20 protein-coding genes are annotated in these 22,269 nt (G+C 45.5%); 7 read left to right on the top strand and 13 right to left on the bottom strand.

What is annotated here, in order from left to right:
• Positions 1–21: 21 nt before the first annotated feature.
• The 3 genes from AC0VYA_RS01380 to AC0VYA_RS01370 all read right to left on the bottom strand — a co-directional run bounded on the left by AC0VYA_RS01380 (position 22) and on the right by AC0VYA_RS01370 (position 2,572).
• Positions 22–948: an alpha/beta hydrolase gene (locus tag AC0VYA_RS01380; protein ID WP_475489817.1), complete on the bottom strand. Its 927-nt coding sequence runs from the start codon at positions 946–948 to the stop codon at positions 22–24.
• Positions 949–1,126: 178 nt separating this feature from the next.
• On the bottom strand, positions 1,127–1,810 hold the full coding sequence (locus tag AC0VYA_RS01375) for a haloacid dehalogenase type II (protein WP_011573205.1): 684 nt from the start codon (positions 1,808–1,810) through the stop codon (positions 1,127–1,129).
• Positions 1,811–1,921: 111 nt separating this feature from the next.
• Positions 1,922–2,572 (bottom strand): peroxiredoxin-like family protein, encoded by a 651-nt coding sequence (locus tag AC0VYA_RS01370; RefSeq protein ID WP_011573204.1) that lies wholly within the window; start codon positions 2,570–2,572, stop codon positions 1,922–1,924.
• Between the two features lie 132 nt (positions 2,573–2,704).
• Here AC0VYA_RS01370 and AC0VYA_RS01365 point away from each other — a divergent pair, with 132 nt between their 5' ends.
• On the top strand, positions 2,705–3,589 hold the full coding sequence (locus AC0VYA_RS01365) for a LysR family transcriptional regulator (RefSeq protein ID WP_011573203.1): 885 nt from the start codon (positions 2,705–2,707) through the stop codon (positions 3,587–3,589).
• Between the two features lie 135 nt (positions 3,590–3,724).
• Here AC0VYA_RS01365 and AC0VYA_RS01360 read toward each other — a convergent pair whose 3' ends face one another.
• Entirely contained in the window at positions 3,725–4,570 is an 846-nt protein-coding gene (locus AC0VYA_RS01360) for a tetratricopeptide repeat protein (RefSeq protein WP_011573202.1), read from the bottom strand.
• A gap of 167 nt (positions 4,571–4,737) precedes the next feature.
• On the opposite strand from AC0VYA_RS01360, the gene AC0VYA_RS01355 reads away from it, so the two are divergent.
• From AC0VYA_RS01355 to purD, 6 genes are all read left to right on the top strand, one after another.
• Positions 4,738–5,043: an Mpo1-like protein gene (locus tag AC0VYA_RS01355; RefSeq protein WP_011573201.1), complete on the top strand. Its 306-nt coding sequence runs from the start codon at positions 4,738–4,740 to the stop codon at positions 5,041–5,043.
• Positions 5,044–5,354: 311 nt separating this feature from the next.
• Positions 5,355–6,356, top strand: coding sequence for a tRNA dihydrouridine synthase DusB (gene dusB / locus AC0VYA_RS01350; RefSeq protein ID WP_475489816.1), 1,002 nt, complete (start codon positions 5,355–5,357; stop codon positions 6,354–6,356).
• A gap of 29 nt (positions 6,357–6,385) precedes the next feature.
• Positions 6,386–6,679, top strand: a complete 294-nt coding sequence (fis, locus tag AC0VYA_RS01345) for a DNA-binding transcriptional regulator Fis (protein ID WP_006991173.1) — start codon at positions 6,386–6,388, stop codon at positions 6,677–6,679.
• A gap of 99 nt (positions 6,680–6,778) precedes the next feature.
• On the top strand, positions 6,779–8,401 hold the full coding sequence (gene purH, locus AC0VYA_RS01340; RefSeq protein WP_475489815.1) for a bifunctional phosphoribosylaminoimidazolecarboxamide formyltransferase/IMP cyclohydrolase: 1,623 nt from the start codon (positions 6,779–6,781) through the stop codon (positions 8,399–8,401).
• Between the two features lie 157 nt (positions 8,402–8,558).
• Positions 8,559–9,365 carry a class I SAM-dependent methyltransferase gene (locus AC0VYA_RS01335; RefSeq protein WP_011573198.1) on the top strand — a complete coding sequence of 269 codons (807 nt, stop codon included), beginning with the start codon at positions 8,559–8,561 and terminating at the stop codon, positions 9,363–9,365.
• 101 nt (positions 9,366–9,466) lie between these two features.
• On the top strand, positions 9,467–10,750 hold the full coding sequence (purD, locus tag AC0VYA_RS01330; RefSeq protein ID WP_475489814.1) for a phosphoribosylamine--glycine ligase: 1,284 nt from the start codon (positions 9,467–9,469) through the stop codon (positions 10,748–10,750).
• Between the two features lie 151 nt (positions 10,751–10,901).
• On the opposite strand, the gene AC0VYA_RS01325 is transcribed toward purD, so the two are convergent.
• The 9 genes from AC0VYA_RS01325 to AC0VYA_RS01285 form a co-directional block, all read right to left on the bottom strand.
• Positions 10,902–11,834: a GGDEF domain-containing protein gene (locus AC0VYA_RS01325; RefSeq protein ID WP_011573196.1), complete on the bottom strand. Its 933-nt coding sequence runs from the start codon at positions 11,832–11,834 to the stop codon at positions 10,902–10,904.
• Between the two features lie 89 nt (positions 11,835–11,923).
• The gene (locus AC0VYA_RS01320) at positions 11,924–12,088 is read right to left on the bottom strand and encodes a hypothetical protein (protein WP_475489813.1); all 165 of its coding nucleotides are present in this window, start codon (positions 12,086–12,088) and stop codon (positions 11,924–11,926) included.
• A gap of 67 nt (positions 12,089–12,155) precedes the next feature.
• Positions 12,156–12,704, bottom strand: a complete 549-nt coding sequence (locus AC0VYA_RS01315; RefSeq protein ID WP_041714172.1) for a BON domain-containing protein — start codon at positions 12,702–12,704, stop codon at positions 12,156–12,158.
• 183 nt (positions 12,705–12,887) lie between these two features.
• Complete coding sequence (locus AC0VYA_RS01310; protein WP_041713142.1) at positions 12,888–13,061, bottom strand: DUF1328 domain-containing protein; 174 nt, start codon at positions 13,059–13,061, stop codon at positions 12,888–12,890.
• A gap of 216 nt (positions 13,062–13,277) precedes the next feature.
• On the bottom strand, positions 13,278–14,615 hold the full coding sequence (locus AC0VYA_RS01305; RefSeq protein WP_475489812.1) for a magnesium transporter: 1,338 nt from the start codon (positions 14,613–14,615) through the stop codon (positions 13,278–13,280).
• Positions 14,616–14,883: 268 nt separating this feature from the next.
• Positions 14,884–18,663 (bottom strand): autotransporter assembly complex protein TamB, encoded by a 3,780-nt coding sequence (gene tamB, locus AC0VYA_RS01300; protein ID WP_475489811.1) that lies wholly within the window; start codon positions 18,661–18,663, stop codon positions 14,884–14,886.
• On the bottom strand, positions 18,660–20,399 hold the full coding sequence (locus tag AC0VYA_RS01295; protein ID WP_475489810.1) for an autotransporter assembly complex protein TamA: 1,740 nt from the start codon (positions 20,397–20,399) through the stop codon (positions 18,660–18,662). The genes tamB and AC0VYA_RS01295 overlap by 4 nt, the downstream gene beginning before the upstream one ends.
• Positions 20,400–20,522: 123 nt before the next feature.
• Positions 20,523–21,440, bottom strand: a complete 918-nt coding sequence (locus AC0VYA_RS01290) for a mechanosensitive ion channel family protein (protein WP_475489809.1) — start codon at positions 21,438–21,440, stop codon at positions 20,523–20,525.
• Between the two features lie 153 nt (positions 21,441–21,593).
• On the bottom strand, positions 21,594–22,196 hold the full coding sequence (locus AC0VYA_RS01285; protein ID WP_475489808.1) for a mechanosensitive ion channel domain-containing protein: 603 nt from the start codon (positions 22,194–22,196) through the stop codon (positions 21,594–21,596).
• Positions 22,197–22,269 lie beyond the last annotated feature (73 nt).

Genomic DNA, 22,269 nt, shown 5'->3' with positions numbered 1-22,269 from the left:
TATTTCGGTTAAATACTTCTGTTAATCGGCCCCTTGGTGGGTAGGCCGTAGCTCGTTAAATTGCTGTGCACTGAGCAATTGAAAAAACTCGTCTAAGTCATGCCCAGTATCGACGCTACCTGCAAACCAAGGATGCAGTTTTAATAATATGTTGATGTGATTAATCTCTTCACCGTAAAGCCGTGTCTGCACTGGCCGATTTGCATCACGCAAGGCTTGTGCTAGCTGTTGTTGATTGAATTCACCCACTGCGTTGTCACCCATTGCATGCAATAGCAACATGGGTGGCTCGTCGCCATCAACATGGCTAGTGGCTTTCATTGTGTGAAAATTCTCTTCACCGAAGGTGGCAATATATTCTGGAGAATCTGGAGTAAATGCATAAGGCCCAGCTATGCCTGCAAAGCCGCTGATATCCCCCACAGTTATGCCAACGTCAGTCAAATAGTGTTTGTCCGTCATCAATAGCGCGCCGGTGTGTGCCCCAGCTGAATGCCCTGCAAGATAAATTTGTTGCGGGTTACCGTTATAGCGGGAAATATTCTCTTTTACCCAAGCAAGTGTTTTTGCGCCATCTTCAATGAACTGGGGGAAGTGCCCTTCAGGATATTTAATATAGTCAGGGATAACGACTGTGTAGCCGCGTGCAACAAAGGCATGAGCGACGAAATAATACATAGACTTGTTTCCCCAATTCCAACCTCCACCATGAATAAATACGATAACCGGTGCCACAGGGTGCGAATTGTCACTGGGGTACACATCTAATGTTTGCCATGGCTCATCGCCAAAGGCAATATCATGATTGACTGTGATGGGGTCAATCAGCTTGAGTGTGTTATTGAAAATAGCTAAGCCTGTGCTTCGACTGTCTTGTAATAAACACACCCCAAGCCAGAGCAATAGCCCAACAACCACTACCAGTAGCATCACAAATATTTTGCGCATGTTATTATTATTCTTTGTTTTGACCTACATCGAGTATAAAGACAATTTTTATGATGAAAACTCAAAACCGAATAATACAGACAAAAAGCCCTCGCATACGGCGAGGCATTCGAGGGCTTGAAAAGCATTTTTTGTCCATAGGTGTTCACAAACAAACACCTGACGTCATGACATCAGCTTACTTTAGTATTTCAACCAATTCGCTTAAATCTTTCACGATATAGTCTGGCTCTTGTGCCAACGGATAAAGCGCTTTGCCTGGGCGCGCAACAAAAGCGGTTTGTAACCCTGCCGCTTTAGCACCAGCGACATCCCAACCGTGGGCAGCAACCATTAGCGCCTCCTCAGGTTTAATATTCAGTTGTTCAAGTGCCCATGCATATGAACGCAGATCAGGTTTGTAAACTTTAATGTCTTCAATGCTCATGCGCTTATCGAAATAATCCGTTAAACCCGCATTTTTGAACTGGGTCTCAACACCTTTGTTAGACGAGTTGGTCAAACTGACAATCTTGAATCCTTGCGCTTTAAGGGCAGTCAACCCCGCTTTAACATCAGGGTGAGCGGGCAGAGATAGTAAGGGCGTTTTAATCGCGGTTACAGCTTGCTCTTCGGTAATGTCGATATTGTTGTTTTGCGCCACCATCATTAACGCCGCTACGCCAATTTTACCAAAGTCTTGGTAGTCACCGGTTACTGTGGTCACTAGCGAATGATGCAACATGGTTGAAAACCATAAAGTTGTTAGCTCTTCTTGACCATCTAAGGCCTTACCGACTGAGGTGCGCATGGTTTCTAAATCGAGAAGGGTTTCGTTTACATCGAAAATAATAACTTTGGGTTTTGGGGCCGCATGAGCCATAAAGTTCGCTCCTAATAGTGAAAAGAAAAGAAAGGTTAGCGTGATCAACCGCGTTCGTTTTGCGAAGGGCACAAATAAGTGCATAAATAAGGGCATAAATGGGTACTCTGCTTAGTTATCAAGTGTGGTTAAAATTTTCAAGACCTCAGATGGCTCTGAGCGCTTAGTGTAATCTTCAGATACGAACGCATACACAATTTGACCGCTTTGATTGATGACATACGTTGCAGGCATGGGCAAATTGAAGGTGTCATCACCATTAAAAGCGGGAAGATCCACTCCTGAATGCGAATAAATTGGCCGTAAGCGCTCGTCAAGGCTAAATACCAGACCGTAGTCATTCGTCACATTGTTGCCCACATCTGACAATACAGCGTAAGACAACTCGTTTTTATCTTTGGTGGTGAGTGAGTTATCTGGCGTTTCGGGGGACACTGCCACCAACTGCGCCCCTAAATCTTCGATGCGTTCCAGCACTTCTTCAAATGCTCGAAGCTCGTAGTTGCAATAAGGACACCAACCACCGCGATAGAAATTTAACACCACGGGCCCGTGGGCCAGCATTTCAGCTAAGGTGACGAGCTTACCATGCACATTTGGCAAACTAAAATCAGGCGCGTAATCCCCCACTTGTAAAGCATCAGAAGAAATATCCGTTGCCATCAAATCACTGGTGGCTAGGGCCATAACGTTTAATACGTCCTTGGGCGCGGTGGCATTTTTCTGTTTTTCGTATTCGGCTATTTGCGCCTGTAGCGACATGATTATCTCCTGCTTAAAATACGGCGTTAACTATGTATGGGTAAGATATGGGGTTAGACAAATTAAAACCTAGCAGGTAAAACCGAAAGCATGGTTTAATATTTTCGAATCAGTAAACGTCGGCCCCACTTTATGTACACAATCAACGAATTAGAAACCTTTATTGCCATAGTAGAAAACAAAGGCGTGGTTTCTGCGGCCAGCGCTTTAAACATATCCCCTGCCACAGTCAGCCACAGGCTGTCTAAACTTGAACGCATTCTGGGCACGGTTTTAATATTTAGAGATAGTCGTAATGTGCGCCCTTCCGCCGAAGGGGAAGAGTTTTATCAACGTGTGGGAGATATTTTAGCTGCCCTGTATGATGCCGAGTTTGCCATTGGCGCCAGAGACAGTGCGATCAGTGGACGATTGCGGGTGACACTGCCACCTTGGATATTTTCGATTTATATCCTGCCTAACCTCGTCAAGTTTGAGCAGCAATACCCTGACGTTATTTTAGATTTTCTGGTGACCGATCAGTTCGTCAATGTAGTGGACGATGCCCAAGACGTTGCGATTCGGGTGGGCACCTTAGCAAACTCAGGATTACTGGCGCGTAAAATAGTTAACAACAAGCGGATCTTATGTGCTTCGCCCCATTACCTAGCACAACACCCACCTATTTCTGACGTACAAGCGCTCACCGAGCACCGTTTTGTCGCCCTGCCATGGCAAAAGCAGCTTAAACTTTTACATAATGATGGCAGCGTATTTGCCTTGAATACTAAAACTCGGTTTACGATTTCTAATTCTGACAATATGACCCAAGCGCTGCGTGCGGGTCACGGCATTGGCATAAAATCAGAAATTGCGATTAAGCGCTGCATCCAAGAGGGGAAATTAGTAGAAGTATTGCCCAACGTACTTGCTTCGCCAGAGGCTCCAGTCTGGTTTTTACGCCCGCAAAATAGTTTAGCGACCCGTAAAGCCGAAGCCTTCTTCGAATTTGTAAAACAGGCTTTTAGCCAATGCTAGGCCCGCAATATGTCCTGAAATACCTGTAGTACGGTGAAAAACAAATAAAAAAATACCAAGGAATGGCTTTGGTATTATTGAATTTCCCTGCTTTTAAACGCGCACATTGAGATGCGCCCTTGAAGTCATTTATCGTTAATAAAGCAGACTATACACCTTACGGCGATATTGAGATTTAAGAGGCTCACCATCTGGCAGCGCGTTGATCATATCTAGCATTAATTTTTTAGCATCTTGAAAGTTCAGGTCTTTTAGCAATACAGAATGCATTAAGCCCAATGCTTCTTCGATCTGATTGGCTTGACGCAATTGTACTGCTAATTTTACTTTTAAATCTAAGTTGTCTGGGTCACTTTCCAGTGCTTGTTGCAAAGCAATAATTTCGGGGGACTCAGCGGCTTGCTCGGCCAATTCAATTTTACCTAAAATAGCACGGTAGTATCCGTCTTGGTCCACCAAGCCAATGGTCGCTAATAATTCCTTGGCTTGATTCACCTGGCCTACTTCTACTTGGCAATCCGCCAATAGCAACTTAATATCAGCGCGGTTAGGGTCCAAATCGAACGCCTGCTTTACAAGGGTAAACGCTTCTTGGTAATTAGCTTGTTCTGCCATGGCAGTGGCTTGGGCAAATAATTCGTCTTGAGGCTTAGGCAAGTGTTTATCTAACATGGCTTGAATATTCGCTTCACTTTCAACACCGGCGAAGCCGTCAACAGGTTGGCCATCTTTAATCAACATAACCGTAGGCAAGTTTTGCACGCCAAATTGCGCCGTAATATCTGGCTGTGCCTGACAATCCACTCGAGCATGCAATAGATTTTCACCTTGTTTGCTCGCAATCGCTTGCAATACTGGCGCTAGTTGCTCACTAGGCTCATAACCTTGGGCCCAAAACTCAACCATAACCAATTTGGTGGCGGATTCTTGTAAGATGACTTGCTGAAAATTCTCAATGGTAATATCTACGCTATTTTGCATGTTAAATCTCTTATGCTGATGATGAACAAATGGTGGGGTCGTTTACGCCAAACTCAAGCCGTTTTCTGCCTTTGAAAAAAGCAAGACTGTCGCCTATTAGACAATCTCCTCATTATTGTCCGTGCTAACGTCTAGTTTATTAGAACACATAGTGAAGGGGAAACCCCATGTCCAAGAAATACCAAAGCTTTGCTGATTTTTATCCTTATTACCTGAGTGAACATCAAGACACGGTTTGCCGTCGCTTACACTTTGTAGGTTCAAGCTTGATTATATTTACCATTATATACGCAGTGCTAAATGCTCAATTTGCCCTGCTGTGGCTTATCCCTGTATTAGGCTATGGTTTCGCTTGGGTCGGGCACTTCTTTTACGAACACAATAGGCCAGCCACCTTTACCTACCCTTTTTATAGCTTCCTAGGAGACTGGGTGATGTTTAAAGACATGCTCACGGGAAAAATTAAGTTCTAGTTTGTTTTCGATCCTCTCTCAGTCTTATCTTGCTTCTGTTAACACCCCCTCTTAACCCCAGTAATGGTAGGGTTTCTGTGTAACATCCCTGCCAGTTCGGCTACATTTAATTTACACAACTGCTTAGATATCACCCAGCATAAAGTGAGGACATGTGAAATTTGCTATGTTCTATAAGTGTCAAGCCCAAAACGTCAAAAAAACTGACAATTTGTTCAAAATATAGCCTTTTCAAGTCTGTAAAAAAACCGTAAACTTGCCGCCCTTTTTTGCAAACCGGACAGTTTTTGCGCGATTTCGCGTTTTGAATTATGCAGATTGGTCCTTACAAGCTTGAAAACAATTTGATTCTGGCGCCTATGGCAGGTGTGACAGATAGGCCTTTCCGGCAATTATGCAAACGCATGGGTGCAGGTTTGGTGGTATCTGAAATGCTGTCGTCTAATCCTGATGTATGGCGGTCAAGTAAATCCAAGCAACGTATGGATCATGTAGGCGAAAAAGGGGTCCGCGCGGTTCAGATTGCTGGCGCTGATCCATTATTAATGGCTCAAGCGGCACAGTTTAACGTGGATAACGGTGCCCAAATTGTTGATATCAACATGGGGTGTCCAGCTAAGAAGGTAAATAAAAAGTTGGCGGGCTCTGCGTTATTGCAAGATCCACAATTGGTTGAGCGAATAGTTCAATCTGTGGTCGAAGCGGTGCAGGTTCCGGTAACGTTAAAAATACGCACAGGTTGGAATACGGACAATCGCAACGGGGTGCAAATTGCAAAGATCGCCGAACAAAACGGCATTCAGTCTTTAGCAGTTCATGGTCGCACCCGGGCCTGTATGTACAAAGGTAACGCTGAGTACGACACCATTAAAGCCATTAAACAGGCTGTGTCGATACCCGTCGTTGCCAACGGTGATATTACCTGCGTGCACAGTGCAAAACACGTGTTGGAATACACCAATGCAGATGCGTTGATGATAGGCCGAGGTGCCCAAGGTAACCCTTGGATATTTCGCCAAATTCAACATTTTCTGCAAACTGGCGAAATACTGCCTTCGCCCCCATTAGGTGAAGTGCGCGACGTATTATTAGCGCACGTAGCCAATGTTCACCAATTTTACGGTGAATTTAAGGGAGCGCGGATAGCTCGCAAACATGTGGGTTGGTATTTAGCGGAACATGACCGTGAGCGGCAATTCCGAGCCAGGTTCAATGCGATTGATGATGCTGCAGAGCAACTTGATTCATTGGCACATTATTTTGACCACTTGGCAGGCGAACCTACGACTCATCTCGTATCACCTGCTGCCTAACGATGACTAACTAAAGAGCAAGATTGTATATGTTCGAGCAAAATGTAACTTCTCCTTTTACCACTACGGTAACGACTCCTTCACAAACACAGGCGCAGAAGCCTTTACGTGACTCTGTAAAACAAGCAGTGAATAAGTACCTTAAGCAACTAGACAACACAGATATCGAAAATTTGTACGAACTAGTAATGGCCGAAGTTGAAGCGCCAATGTTAGAAGAAATCATGACTTTCACCCGCGGAAACCAAACTCGCGCGTCAATCATGTTAGGCATCAACCGTGGCACGCTACGCAAGAAGCTTAAACAGTACGGCATGAACTAAGTAAAAAAATGAAAGAGCACCCTAGGGTGCTCTTTTTGTATGCGCTATACTTCGCGCCCCTAGCATCATTGTTAATCCTTTTTAGAAGATAAACACACTATGACGACTCAAAAACCTATTCGCCGCGCTTTATTAAGCGTTTCTGACAAAACTGGCATTGTAGAATTTGCCACTTTCTTAGCCGAGCAAGGCGTTGAGCTTTTATCGACCGGTGGTACAGCCAAATTATTAGCAGACCACGGGCTAACTGTTATCGAAGCATCTGCTTATACTGGTCATCCTGAAATCATGGACGGCCGTGTAAAAACCCTGCATCCCAAAATTCACGGCGGCATTCTTGCGCGTCGCGGCCAAGATGAAGCAGTGATGGCTGAAAACAACATTCAACCTATCGATTTAGTTGTGGTGAATCTTTATCCTTTTGCTGCCACCGTTGCCAATGACGACTGCAGCCTTGAAGATGCGATTGAAAACATCGATATCGGCGGCCCAACTATGGTACGCGCAGCAGCCAAAAACCATAATGACGTAACGATAGTCGTCAACGCCAAAGACTACGCCCGTGTTTCCGAGCAGATGCTAGCCAATAATGGCTCAGTAACGGCCAATACGCGTTTCGATTTAGCTATCGCCGCATTTGAACACACCGCCGAATATGACGGCATGATCGCCAACTACTTCGGCACCATGATCGAATCTGACAGCTGCGCTGATGAGTGTTCAGACGACTGTGCTGATGATTGCGGCCATGTACACAGTGCATTCCCCCGTACATTCAATGTACAAATGAGCAAAAAGCAAGATTTACGCTACGGCGAAAACAGCCATCAAGACGCTGCATTCTACGTAGAAAACAACGTTCAAGAAGCGTCTGTTGCCACCGCTACTCAGTTACAAGGCAAAGAGCTGTCGTTTAATAACATCGCTGACACCGACTCTGCATTAGAGTGCGTGAAGGAATTCGCAGAGCCTGCGTGCGTTATCGTTAAGCATGCTAACCCCTGCGGAGTAGCCCTGGGCGAGAACATACTTGAAGCTTACAACCGCGCTTACCAAACAGACCCTACCTCTGCATTCGGCGGCATCATTGCGTTTAACCGTGAATTAGATGGCCCAACGGCGCAAGCTATTGTCGACCGCCAGTTCGTAGAGGTGATCATTGCCCCTAGCGTTAACGATGAAGCCGTTGCCATCGTTGCGGCTAAAAAGAATGTTCGCCTTTTAGCCTGCGGTGATTGGCAAGGCCAGTTAACTGACGGCTACGACTTTAAACGTGTCAACGGCGGTTTATTAGTGCAGGAGCGTGATTTTGGCATGGTTGACATGGAAGACTTAACGGTTGTCACCAAAGTGCAACCGACTGAGCAGCAGTTAAAAGACTTAATGTTTACCTGGAAAGTCGCTAAATACGTTAAATCTAACGCGATTGTATATTGTAAAAACAGCATGACAATCGGTGTAGGCGCAGGCCAAATGAGCCGAGTTTACTCAGCCAAAATCGCGGGTATTAAAGCGGCTGATGAAGGTTTGCAAGTAGAAGGTTCGGTAATGGCCTCTGACGCGTTCTTCCCGTTCCGTGACGGTATTGATGCCGCAGCAGCAGCTGGGATCAGCGCTGTCATACAGCCCGGTGGTTCTATGCGTGATAATGAAGTTATCGCCGCAGCGGATGAACATGGTATCGCTATGGTATTCACTGGTATGCGTCACTTCCGCCATTAATTGTCTGCATTAATCGCAAGCGAAGCGCGGTGTTTACTCCATCGCTCTTCGCTGATTTGAGCAGATTTACGGCTTAGGTTTAAGCTACTTGATATTTAGTGTTGCGTAAAAAAACGCTACACTAGGTCCGTTTAAAGACTCATTACAGGATTTGCTCATGTTTAAGCGCGCTACGCAGTTAGTTTGTTCTATTACGTTCTTAGCTTCTTCTTTTGCTCAAGCTGATGCCCTTATCGATGCTCTAGCCGATGAAGGACGCCCTACCGAACAACGTTTACGTGACGAATACCGTCATCCGCAGCAAACTCTTCGCTTCTTTGAAGTTCAGGAAGACATGGCTGTAGCCGAGATTTCACCTGGTGGTGGTTGGTACAGTAATATTCTTGCTCCGCTATTAAAGGAAAAGGGCCAGTTTTACGCTGCACACTTTTATGTGGATGAGAACACCAACGAGTTTTATAAAAAATCTCGTGAACAATTTGAGCAAAAAATAACTGCATTAAAAAGCTATCAAAACGTTAAGGTCACCACCTTTCATCCAATGAAAGCCACTGATTTTGCGCCAGCTGAATCCCTTGACCGCGTGCTCACCTTTCGCAACATTCATAACTGGTACATGCAAGACGGTGATGAAGGCGTAGAGAACGCCTTTAAAGCTTTTTACAAAGCTTTAAAGGTCGGCGGTGTGCTTGGTGTGGTTGAGCATAGCTTACGCGAATCACAAAGCAGCGCGTTGCAACAAAGCTCCGGCTACATGAAACAGTCATATGTTATCGCTCTTGCTGAAAAAGCTGGATTTACCCTAGCAGGTAAAAGTGAAATCAACGCCAATAAATTAGATAGCGGCGAACACGAAAAAGGCGTGTGGACCTTACCCCCGAGCTTACGTTTAGGCGAGAAGGACGAAGGTAAGTACCTGAAGATTGGCGAGAGCAATCGTATGACCTTAAAGTTCGTAAAATAAACCTGTATTAGGCTAGCGATTAGCCATTCAAAACGCCGCCTTATTGAGCGGCGTTTTGATAAATAGCCCTATTTGTTAACCCATTTTCTAAAGCGGATCTCATGAAAGTATTGATAATTGGCGGCGGTGGCCGCGAGCATGCTCTAGCTTATAAAGCAGCACAATCAAACGGTGTAAGCCAAGTTTATGTTGCCCCAGGTAATGCAGGAACGGCCCTTGAGCCAAAACTCGAGAATGTTGCCATCGACGTTGAAGATATCAGCGCGCTGGTCACTTTTGCCAAACAAAATGCGATTGCTTTAACCATAGTGGGCCCAGAGGTTCCACTTGTGTTGGGCGTGGTAGATGCATTTCAAGCCGAAGGTTTAGCAATTTTCGGCCCAAGTAAAGCCGCTGCGCAGCTTGAAGGTTCAAAGGCATTTACTAAAGATTTTTTAGCGCGTCATAAGATCCCTACAGCTGAATATCAAAATTTCACTGAGATTGAGCCCGCCTTAGCCTATTTGCAACAAATAGGCGCTCCTATCGTGATAAAAGCTGATGGCCTAGCCGCAGGCAAGGGTGTGATTGTCGCGATGACCTTAGATGAAGCCGAAGATGCAGTGCGCGATATGCTGGCGGGCAATGCCTTTGGCGAAGCAGGCAGTCGTGTTGTCATTGAAGAGTTCTTGGACGGTGAAGAAGCGAGCTTTATTGTCATGGTTGACGGCAAAAATGTATTACCTTTTGCCACCAGCCAAGATCACAAACGTGTGGGCAATGGCGACACAGGGCCAAACACAGGTGGTATGGGCGCGTATTCACCAGCCCCCGTTGTGACCGATGAAATTCACCGACGCGTGATGGATGAAGTGATCTACCCTACGGTACAAGGTATGGCAAGCGAAGGTAACGATTACCACGGCTTCTTATATGCGGGCTTGATGATCATGGCCGATGGCACACCTAAGGTGATTGAATATAACTGCCGCTTTGGGGATCCTGAAACACAGCCCATCATGATGCGCTTGCAGTCTGACCTCGTTGAGTTAGTGCAGCTTGCCGTTGACGGTAAGTTAGACCAAGCCACTGCCAAGTTTGACCCTAGAGCTGCTGTGGGCGTGGTACTCGCCGCAGGTGGTTATCCGCAAGCTTATAAAAAAGGCGACGTGATTTCTGGTTTAAACCAAAATGAAAGCGACGTAGCTAAGGTTTTTCACGCTGGCACGAAAGATGTCAACGGTAATGTAACGACAAACGGTGGGCGCGTATTGTGCGCAACAGCCTTAGGCGAAAGCGTCACTGAGGCACAACAACGTGCTTATGAACTGGCCAAGAGCATCAGCTGGAATGGCATGTTCTATCGTGACGACATTGCTTATCGCGCCATTGCTCGTGAGCAATAAAGATTAGGGTTTAAAATCTGAAAGCGACACTAGAAAGCGCCAACATGGCGCTTTTTTTATGTGCTTTAAATGAGCCTTCTTATACCAACGCCATTTTCAAAATCCGCTGGATGAATTCTCACAGGGCACGTATTTATTGGAAGGGGTGTGACTAACTCACAAGCCGGTTGCGGCCCTGTTTCTTAGCTTGATAAAGACACCGGTCGGCTTGCTCAACCAGAAATTCAGGGTGATTAAAGGTGTGGTCGTTAATGTCATGGAGCTTGAGTGTTGCCGCACCGACACTCACAGTGACCTTACCATTAACAGTAGACGCCTTGTTTTTTATATCTAGCGCTTCAATATTGCGTAATATCATTTCAGCTATTTTTTGCGCGCCTACTTTATCGGTGAAAGGTAACAGTACTAGGAACTCTTCGCCGCCATAACGCCCCATAGCATCACTCTCACGCTGCAAACTCGCTTCAATGGTAGTGGCAACCTTCTTTAAACATTCGTCACCCGCTACATGACCATAGGTATCATTAAATCCCTTGAAAAAATCAATATCAATCATTAGCACTGACAGCTCATGTTGCCCTCGAATAGCTGCGTACCAAAACCGGTTGTAGGTGGTGTCGAGCTGCATGCGGTTAGGTACGCCAGTCAGCCCGTCAGTACAGGAGATAAGCGCCAGCGTACGAAGCTTAGCCGATACCTGCATATGATTTCGGATCTTGATGTTGAGCATGGCAATATCAGTTGGCAGCTCAACGAAGTCTAATGCACCCGCTTCTAGTCCAGATAAAATCAAGGATTTAGGCGTATCTTTACCATACAAGATAAGCGGAATATCTATGGTTAGAGGGTGCTGTTTCAAACGGGTACAAATGAGAAGCCAGTCGCTGTCACGGGGAGATACTCTGATCAATACTAAGTCGATAGGTGCATTTAGCGCTAACTTGAGTACCTCTTCATTGTCATTACATACGAGCAAATGGAATGATGTTGAAAATTGGCGGGTGAGTGCTTTTAACATTTCGCCGGGGTTATCTACCACCAGCAACGTTTGTTTTAGAACATTTGCACTCTCTGGATTTTGCATTGCGGCTCTGGGTTTTGGTCAGCTAGGTGCTTAACTCGCAAATTGCCACAGCACCTAATCGACATGAAAGACGCTTCATTGTTCAATAATCAAACAGCAGTTTCAATACCCTCCTGCTGTTTTTGCATGAGTATTTTTTTTAGCAGAGTATTTTCCTCAACTAAACGCTCAACAAGCTCCGATTCATTGGACTCCGGCTTGTCTACTTTTTCGAACCAGTTAAAGTATGCATTCTTATTGTGCTTATTCATCATAATACCTCTTACTACATTTATAATTTTTGAGCATTGTCACGTCAGATGCTACAGCGCGTGCAATGATTTATTCGCTAACTTTTAACTTGCTCACCACTTTTTCTACATCGATGGCCTCTTGAGCGATATCAACCGCTCGTTGCTTTTCAGCGTCATTTTTCACCTGCCCTTGCAACACGACCACACCTTTAGTGCTATTTACGTCAATTTCGGTGCTGCTGATATCCGGTGCCGCCAGTAGACGGGTTTTGACTACAGTAGCGACTTTGTTATCGGTTAGCTTAGCCTGCACTTCGCTGTCTTCATTCTTTCCCGGTGAGAACACCGTAAGCATGTTTTCTACCCCAGTCACACCCTCAACGCCAATGACTAATTCCTGCGCCAAGGCTTTATCTAAATCTGTTTCCACCTTACCTCGTAGGGTCACCGAGCCATTGTCAACGTCCGTATCAATGCCAGTTGCATCCAAGTTGCCATTTAGCAACAAGGTGGCTTCTACGTAACCATCAATCCAACCATCAAGCGCACTGGCTTTCCAGTAGTTACCGGCTGAGGCGCCAACACTGGCGGTACTGAAGATGGCAATCAGGGTTATGCTTTGTAATATCTTTTTCATCGCTGCCTCACACATTTGCATTAGACCTTCAAAACATAGCTAATGCGATAATGATGCCAAGAGTAAAACTCTGATTTGTTTATTAAGAACAGGCATTTTCAAGCATTAGCGCCGCTAGCAGCTCCTCTTGGCAAGCCAAAACAGGCCGAATATTAGAGTCCAAAATGGCGCTCATGTTTATGACTACTTATGCCGCTTATGTTGTTTAAATGCCAACACACTGAAGAGCACGACAAACGCGACGCACAATAAAAAAATCACTTTTGCAATACTGGCTGCGACGCCAATCACTCCACCAAAACCAAAAACGGCCGCTATTACGCCAAGCACAAAAAATGTTAGGGCCCAAGTCAACATACACACTTCCTTTAAAACGGATAAACGAAGGAGTTAATGCTCCTTCGGCTGGGTGTAGTAAGCGACATACGTGCCAACTTCTGAACTTGTCCATAAGCCCTGCCCTGTGGTGCTCAACTATTCTTCGCTCCCCTTATCCTTGTAGGTTTTGCAGTGGGCTACGAAAAAATTACACATTGTATAATTGCTCCGTCTTAGGCTGTGCTTTCACTTAAATCACAGTAGGAACAACGTCCCCAAACCAAGAAATGCGACAAACCCTACAATATCTGTGACCGTCGTTAGAATCACTGATCCCGATAACGCTGGGTCGATGTTAAACTTATTTAACACCATAGGCACCACGACTCCAGCCGCTGCGGCGGCAATGATATTTAATAAAATCGCTAAGCAAATCACCAATCCGAGCATTGCGTCTGAAAACCAAAAATACGCGATACAGCCAATCACCAATGCCCACACCACACCGTTTAAACCCCCGACACTCAACTCTTTCTTAAGTAAGGCTTTCACGTTAGAGCCAGTGACTTGCCCTAAGGCAAGGCCGCGTATCATTAAAGTCAGGGTTTGGCTGCCTGCTATGCCCCCCATACTCGCCACAATAGGCATGAGAACCGCTAGCGCCACCACCTGTTGTAATGTTGCCTCGAACATCCCGATAAAACCTGAGGCTAAAAATGCCGTCAGCAGGTTGATACCTAACCAAACCGCTCGGTTCTTTGCGCTCTTAGGTACCGACGAGAACAAATCTTCGTCTTCATCCATACCCGCCGTCGCCATAATTTGGCGTTCATAAAATTCATTCAGTAGCTCACTCGCGGTGGAAATGTCTAAACGACCCAGCACTTTGTTTTGTTCATCCACAACCGGCAATGAAGCAAAGCCGGAACGTTGAACCATCAAGGATGCCGTGGTTAGCTCGTTACTCGCGTTGATGGTATCGAATACCTCTTCTGATAAATCTACCAAGGGCACATGCTCGGGTAGCCCCATGACGTTGGTTAACTTTACGGCTTCTGAAAATTGACCTGCACGGTTAACCAAGAAGATGGTGTCAGCATGGGTTGGTACATCTCGGCGAATCAAACGCAGTGCATCGCGTACTTTAGCGTTTAAAGGCAGCACAAGTGGGTCTTGGCTAAGCCAGTGGCCAATTTCATCGTCACTAAATTGGCTCGCGTCAGTGAAATACTGGCGCTGTTGCTTATCCATGGCATCCAGCGCTTTATCAACCAACGCATTGGGCAATGAATCTGACAATTCGAGTAATTGCTCAGCGTCCACCTCAAAGAAAATGGCTTCCCACTCACTTACATCAGTGGCGGCAATTAACGTCTCGCGAGGATCCCCGCGCATGGCAACCAGCACATCGAGTCGACGTCGTTTGGGTATTCCTTCCCACACTTTTAGGCGCTGTTCTAGGGGTAAAGACTCTAACAGTAATGCCACATCATCGGTGTCTTGGGCCGCTACAAGTGCCACTACATTATCTTGTTCACCGCGCTCTGGAGCCGATACAACTTCTTCAATCAACTCGGGTAATAATTCAGCCATGGTGACTCCTATCCAAAATGCGCTAGATAATGATGATATGAAAATACAAAATATGAAAAACAATAGACAACGACACACTTATCATCAGTAGACGTAACACTATCGAAAAAAGTCACAATTTTTATGACATGAGACTGCCCCAGATGATTTGAACGACTCATAATGACGGTTATCGGTGGGTTATTGATCAAATTACGCGCCAATCCAGTACAGTTACTGAGGTAAAAATGCTAGCCCGTTTCGAAACATAATTAGTTTTTTATGTAAGTTACTCGGGCTTTGACTCTTCTTTGTCATCAAGAGTAAATTGATAATATAAGTTCAGCTCGCTGTTTAAACTGCTCACCGCTTCCAGATACAGTTTTGGCAATAGCTGGTAACGCAGAGCAACTTCTGAAACAGAGTCAAATACCCCCACACCGTAGCGAATTTGCACACCAGGCGCGATATAACCAGAAACCGAAAGCTTGGTTTCGTCTCCCGTACCACTGGTATTTAAAGCGAGATCTTCTACCCCCAGTTTGCGCCCGATATTAGTCACTTTGTTTTCACTTTTACCTAAACCAAACCCGATTAACGCGCTGGCCAGTGCCCCGTCGCTTGAGGATTCATCAGTACTATTGATTGCAGTGCCGCGCAACAGATACGAAAGCGCCTCTGGCTGCTCCATACTTGGATCTGAAAATACGCTGACTTGAGGCTCTGACGCGCTGCCTTGAATTCGCAAGCCTGCAATCACATCATCCGCGGTTTTGTTAGGATCTCGAATTGCCTCCACCGCAAGATATGGGCTATCTATCGGGCCGCTAAATTGAATTTCTCCTTCTCGTATCACCAAATCTTGGCCATAAGCTTGGTAGCGACCATTGACCAAATTCAGCTCACCGTTAGCATTAAGGACTTCGCCAGCTTGCGTTAATAACAATGCGCCTTCTAAGTCTGAGGTCAAACCAAATGCATCCACTTTGACGTCATTATTTTTGTCTGGGTCAATGTTAATTTGTAGAGATAAATCCAGCGGTAAACTGTTTTCTTTAGCGACTTGCTCATGATTTACCAACACCACATCACTAGAAGGTGATAAAGCACTGGGTGGCAACTCCCTCACCTTAATACGGGCGTAGGGTAAAGTGACTTCTCCTTTAACCGATAATCCGGCTTCCCCAAATTGCACATTGATGTCAGGCGATAACTTAGCCCTGACGATATTCTGATAGTCGATTTCCATTTCATCTCCCTTAACGTTCACTGTCGCGCTAGGGGTATCTTGCCAACTGAACTCACCGTCTATTTGGCCCTCTCCGTTGCCCAGTTGGAATGGCCCGCTCAGCGTCGCGGCCTGCCCAGTAAACGTAATAACTTGCTCAACCTGATGAATACGCGATGGCAGCATTGAGCCCGCGACGGCACCTTCAACTAACGTCACCTCTCCTTTGATTAATGGCGCGGTTAAGTTTCCGCCGAGCTCTATTTGGCCATCGATACGCCCAGCGAGCTCAGTCAATTGCGGTACAAATTGGGCAGCAGCACCTAGGGTAATATTGCTTAACGTTAGCTGACCAGAAAGCGGCTTGTCTTGGTCATTTAATTGCAAGTCAACATTTGAGTGCACCTCACCTAATTGCTTACTTTGCAGTGTCAACTGCGCAACTACATGCTGAGGTGGGTCATTTTTACCTGCGGTTTTAGCGTCCACTTTATCGACTATGGTGTTAACGCGCATGTTAAGCACATCTAACTCAAGGGGTGTACTCGCCCCCTCTACCGTCCAGGTTGAGGGCGTTAAACTGATATTAGCTTCAATAATAGGCAGTTTTTTTGTGTCCCAATCGCCTTTAGCCACTAAGTTTACTTTGGCATCGGTACCTATCTTTTGCAGTTGCGCTAAGTTAGCGCTTAGCAATGGAGCTAAGGGTAAGTCGTCAATCGCCAGATCAAACTGGGCACCAGTGGCTGCATACTCAGCAAGGCGAATGCACACGCGAGCATCATTATCAGATAAACAGAATGGCGCGACACGATATTCATCAGTCGCCCAATTAGCGGATATGCTAGGCCCCTCATCCTCTAAATCAAATTGGCCTGCATCTGAGGCAAAGGTAAGTACATCTAGCGCGCCATCCCAATGGCTATCCAACAGACTTCCGTGCAATTTAGTCACGACGTCAGCCATGTTGCTATTAAGCGATAAACTCAGTTGGTGATCCTGTGCATCACCGTTCAAAGCCACATTTAAATTCGCTATTCTTTGCTGGCTAATAACGCTATTGCTAATTTGCAATTCGATGTTGGCTTGTTTCTGAGCATCCCAAATAACCTGCCCTTTGGTCGCGAGTTGTGCGATACGCATATCGGGTATATCGATGTTATCAGCAGAGCCACTAAAGTTGGCCTCAGGGGCAGAGATTGTGCCATCTATTTGCGCTTCAAACTGTGCCCTGCCAGCAAATGAGGGATACAACTGAGATAAGTCTTGCGCGTCGACAGTCAATTGCGCCTGTACGTCTTCAAAGGCCTCTAATGAACCGACAAGGGTGATTTGATTGTCACCTGTTTTAACCAACAATTCGGGGATTTCGAGCCCTTCTTGTGAGTCAAAGTTCGCTTCGCCAGAAGCACTTAACTGATAATCTAACCATTTGCCAGATGCAACAAGATCACGCATCTGGGCCAGTATGTTTTGGCCATCATATTGCCCGTCAAGGCTAAGCTCGCCTTGTATATTAGCGTCCAGTTTGGGCCAAAAGCGTTGGGGTTGAATATCAGTAAACTGAAGCTGACTTTGCCATTTTGCTAAGGTATCTAGGGTGGCATTTCCTGACGCCTGTATTTGCCCCCCAAGGGTATCGATGGCCAATCGAGTAAGCTGCACTTGGCGATTGTTGCCCGCAGCGCGCACGGTCAATGTCGATTGGGGGACTGAAGCGCCTTTGAGGGCGGTATCTAAGGCCAATTTATACTGGTTAATATCTCCAGACAGCGTCAGCTGGCCTGCTTCAATCAGTAATTGTGGTTGCTTTATCGGCCACTCGACTGGCTGCCAATTGACCTCAAGAGCAAGAGGTAATTGCTTTGACTGCAAATCAGCGCTAGCACTGGCCGTTAAGTCAACTAAGCCCGTGGTATTGAGCTTAAGTTCGCTGTGCTGCAAATTCCCCTTGAGATTCAGCTTAGCGTTCATAGGATATGGGCTATTGGTAGTAGTATTGAACAACAACGTTGCTTGGTGCTGCCATTGCTTACCCAGGGTAGCGGTTAAGTCTGCCTCCCCTAAGCTAGAGCTTAGCTGCAAATTTTTCACCGTGAGTAATTTAGGGGTAATATTAATGGTTGCTCGCAGCTTCGTGATATCAATAAGCGACGCTTTGCCTTGAGAAACTACTAGGTCATCCAGCGCCAAATTATTTCCGCGCATAACAATTGGAAACACAATAGCCGGCAGCGTCATCGGCGTGTATTGCCAATTGGCGATTGTTTGCAAGTCTAACGGTTGATTATCAGTGGACTTCGCTTCAGGGCTGGCCTCAGGTAACTCAACGCGAATACCATTAACTGCCAAGTGGTCGATGTGCAAAGTACGGAACATGCTGAGCTCACTGGATACAGACTGTATTGTTACACCTACTGTATTGACCACGTCGATTCGAATGTTACGCACGTCTAAATGATCCACGGATACCGGCAATGGCAGCGTGATACGCCCTAACGGTTCAGTACTTTCGGGCTCAGACGATTCGCTAGGGGTGACGTTAACGCCAATACTTTGCGCCCTAAGCTCAGATAGGCATGCTTGCATCGTAGCCACGCAAGACCAATTAACATCGACGGCTAGTTTTTTGATCTGCAAGCTTAAATCTGGCGTCGAGAATGCTAACCTTTTGAGCGACAGCTCAGAAAGAAAACTGCCTGAATCATAATCGATGTCCAACCCGTCTACACTGCTATCAGCGATGGACAGCACGCCTCTTGTACCCCAAGGCGATGCAATTACAGCGATTAACAAAACCAAAACGCAAAGGAATATGCCTAAATATTTCAATAGCCTCATAATGCAGGCCCCATGGAAAAATGAAAGCGCCATGTGGTTTCTTCCACACTGTTACCTCGCGCAAAATAAAAACGTATTGGTCCAACAGGTGAAACCCAACTAGCGCCTAAGCCAACACCGGTGGCGAGATCTTTAAATGGTTTATCACTTGCATTACCCACATCCGTAAAAACAGCTAAGCGCCAATCGGTTGCCACTGGGTAGGAATACTCGATACTCGCCACACTCAAATATTGCCCGCCGGTTAATTCATCGTCTTCTTCTGGCGACAATGTATTTAGGGCAAATCCTCGTACGCTTTGATCTCCCCCTGCGAAATAGCGTAAACTCGATGGCACTTGAGAGAAGTCATTGGTCGCAATAGCCCCCAATTCTGCCCGAGCGAATAAGCGATGTTTTCCATAGGAACGCAACCATTTAGATTGCAAACTGATACGCACCAAATCGATATCAGAAACCACCTCTTGGGTGGCGCCCTCTAGGGTGTATTGCTGTTTATCCCCCCAATTGAGGTCTAACCCACCGCGCGTTCTTCGCCGGCTCACAGTGACACCGGGCAACAATAACGTGGTGGTTTGTTCATTTTCAGTTCCCTGAGTGAACTTTTCTTGTTCTAAACGTAAGAATCCAATACGTTTCCAATCGTTATCAGGCTCGCCCCAATGGCGCTGAATAGCCAGAGTAATCACTTCACTTTGCGTATCATTGTCATTTTCGGCTTTAAGACCCGCTTGATAACTCAAATAATTATTCAGTGGGTCCTCAAGCGGCACTTTGTACTTCACACTGATGTTTTGCTCTGGGCTTGAGATAAATGCGTCAGCTGACAAACTATGCCCCTTGCTGTTAACCCAGGGGCGCTGCCATTTAAATCGAAGGCTGGGGCCAGTATCCGTAGAAATACCTCCGCCTATGTTAAATGTGTCTCTGGGCTTGGCGCTGGCAATCAATTCAATGGGTACTTCACCGCCTTGTGCTTTACTGACGAGCGGACGCGCCACAACTTGTTGAAAATAGCCTGTGAGTTTTAAATTTTGGTTAAATTCCGCTAGTTTATCTGCGTGGTAAGGCTCACCTTCTTTAAAGGTCGATACTTCTTGGATAAGGACTTGCGCTTTGTCGTCTTCTGGAATGAGCAGCTTACCGAAGGCATACCGCTTACCTGCAGCAAAGACTAAGTGAATACTTGCCGAGTAAGTATCGAAGTCGATACGAATTTCTTGGGTGGTAAATTTCGCATCAAAATAGCCGCGCACTTGTGCCATAGACAACAGCTTGCTTTTTAGGCTTTCATACTGACTTTGCTCTAAGAACGTACCTTCTTTTAGCTGGGCTTTATCAATAACGCCTTGCAGTACCGTGTCTGGCTTTTCAGATCCAACTAGCTCTATTTGACGCTGACTAATTTTTACACGCGTGCCAGCTCGTACTGAGAGGTATAACTCGCTGCACTCTTGGTCTTTTGATAAACGTATACTTAAGGTTTCAAGCTGATAATAGCCAATTGCTTGAGCCGCTTTAATTACCGCTTCTTTAACAGTTTGGCGATAGTTTGGCGTAAGCTCACACCCCACTGGGGCACCGATGATGCCAATATGTGTCTCAATATTCTCTTCTAAACGACTGTCATCTGCTCCTTCAATATCAACCGACATCGCCAAAACGTGAGGGGCAACAAGCACGAGAAGTGCGATCAACCAAGAAAAAGATAATTGAACCGTCCGTAAAGTGAACACTGTGACCTCTTTGATTAGATAGCGAGAAGAGCGCTGTGACCCCACTTTACCTATCGGATATAAAAACAATCGATAACTAAGCAAGTTTTATGACAATAGTAAGCACGAGACATCATCTCTTTATTACGTGGCACTATCATCGATATTATTTTTCTCATCAAGTTCATTCTGAATTGATAAAACGTTACCGCTGCGCCTAGCGGCAAACCACATTGTCATAAAATCTTTAATCAGTTTTTGTTCTATTTCTATGGCGCGTTCCGTTGGGCAAAAAATCGCGACTGTCACAACTGAATCGCCTACATCCGAAGTTGAAACGTTAATATGAGGATCTGGGCCAGCAATTTTTACATCCAGGCGCCGTTCAATCGTTTGACTGTACCGGTAGGCAACATCTTTAAAATCCGCACAATATAACTCTGCTTTTGCCTGGAGCTGATCAATAAACAAATAGGGATTAACGCTCTGGTCCCGTGTGATATTAAAATGGTGCGTCGCGTAACGCTTTAAAAAATTTAGGTTTTTTATCGTGTTCGTGATCATCGCATTGTTAGGAATAAACAATGTTTTACCTGTGTATTCGTACTTGTGAATGTCTACCTCTAATAGCGTACTTTTCATCCAGTCAGTTTCAGATACCTCACCAACGATTTCCCCTACTTGCACCCAATCCCCGATGCGAAAAGGACGGGTAGAGGCCAAATAGAAAAAACCAATCACACATTGAATAAACTCGCGAGTAGCAAGAACAATAGCCACCGCAAATGCCGCAATAGAAAGTGCGAAGTTTTGTAACTCTCCTGCCCACAAACTGAGTAGTAAAAACAACATCACAAAATTGATAAAATTCTTGATATTGTTGACCAAATCTCGCTTGTCTTTACCTTTGCTGATGGCGCGATTGCGCACAGTTTTCACCAAAGCGTATTTCACGCCTAAAATGAAGAATGCGAGCAGGATAGTTAACACAACCTTGTTGCTAAACAGGGCGTTGAGGAAAAGCGAGAGATGCTCTAGAACAGGTGGAAAATCTATACTCATTTACGGCTTCATACTTGTTGGCTATTCGAATGGGCTGAATCGAGTATCAACTCAAGCTAAGATGTCATTGTTTAAAACAGGCATGCCAAGCTAAGTGTTGATATAAGGCCTATTTTAGCATGCTTAACAGTGGCGAATGAGTCAGAAGTAAGATTATTTTTTACGTATTTGCGGCGTTTTCTTTTCTGGTCTATCGGTAAACTTACCCACTGTTTTCCACTTCGCTCTGGGGTTGATGATACTAGGGCGAGTTAGAATGAGATTGTTTGGATAAACGATAATTTCTCGGTCTTCGGTGATGAGCTTAGTATTGAATAAGTTGATCTCAGTGATAAAGCCCTCCACATAGTTATCAGCATCCAATACGCGAATAAAATTACCTCGGCGGAATGATGTTTGAAATAACAGCAAAAAGTAAGCCGTTATGTTACTCAGCAAAGACCAACTCGCGAAGAATGCCACACCGGTCAATGTAATGAGAGACGTAGAAATCACCAGTAAGCCACTAAAATCTATGCCCCAAGCGATGAGTATTATCGCGAAAGTGAGAATGCCGACTACCAGTCGAATGATGTGATAGGCCCGCAGTACCTCAGGTGACTTTAAATTACTTTCATCTATTTTCTTTTCTATCCTGGGCAATGTCCATTTAGTGACTAAAACATACACAAATAGCATTACCAGAGTCCAAATAAGGCTCCCCATGTAGAGCTGGGCCCAATCTAAAATTTTATCAGCCCACTGTGTCTTTAACATCTAAAACGATTCCAATGATATGGCGCTGAAAATTTACAACGCGCCTAACAGCTCAACAGTTGACTGGCAATTT

Source organism: Paraglaciecola sp. QJM3NY_14 (assembly GCF_056173245.1).
This window is presented reverse-complemented; position numbering and strand designations above follow the sequence as displayed.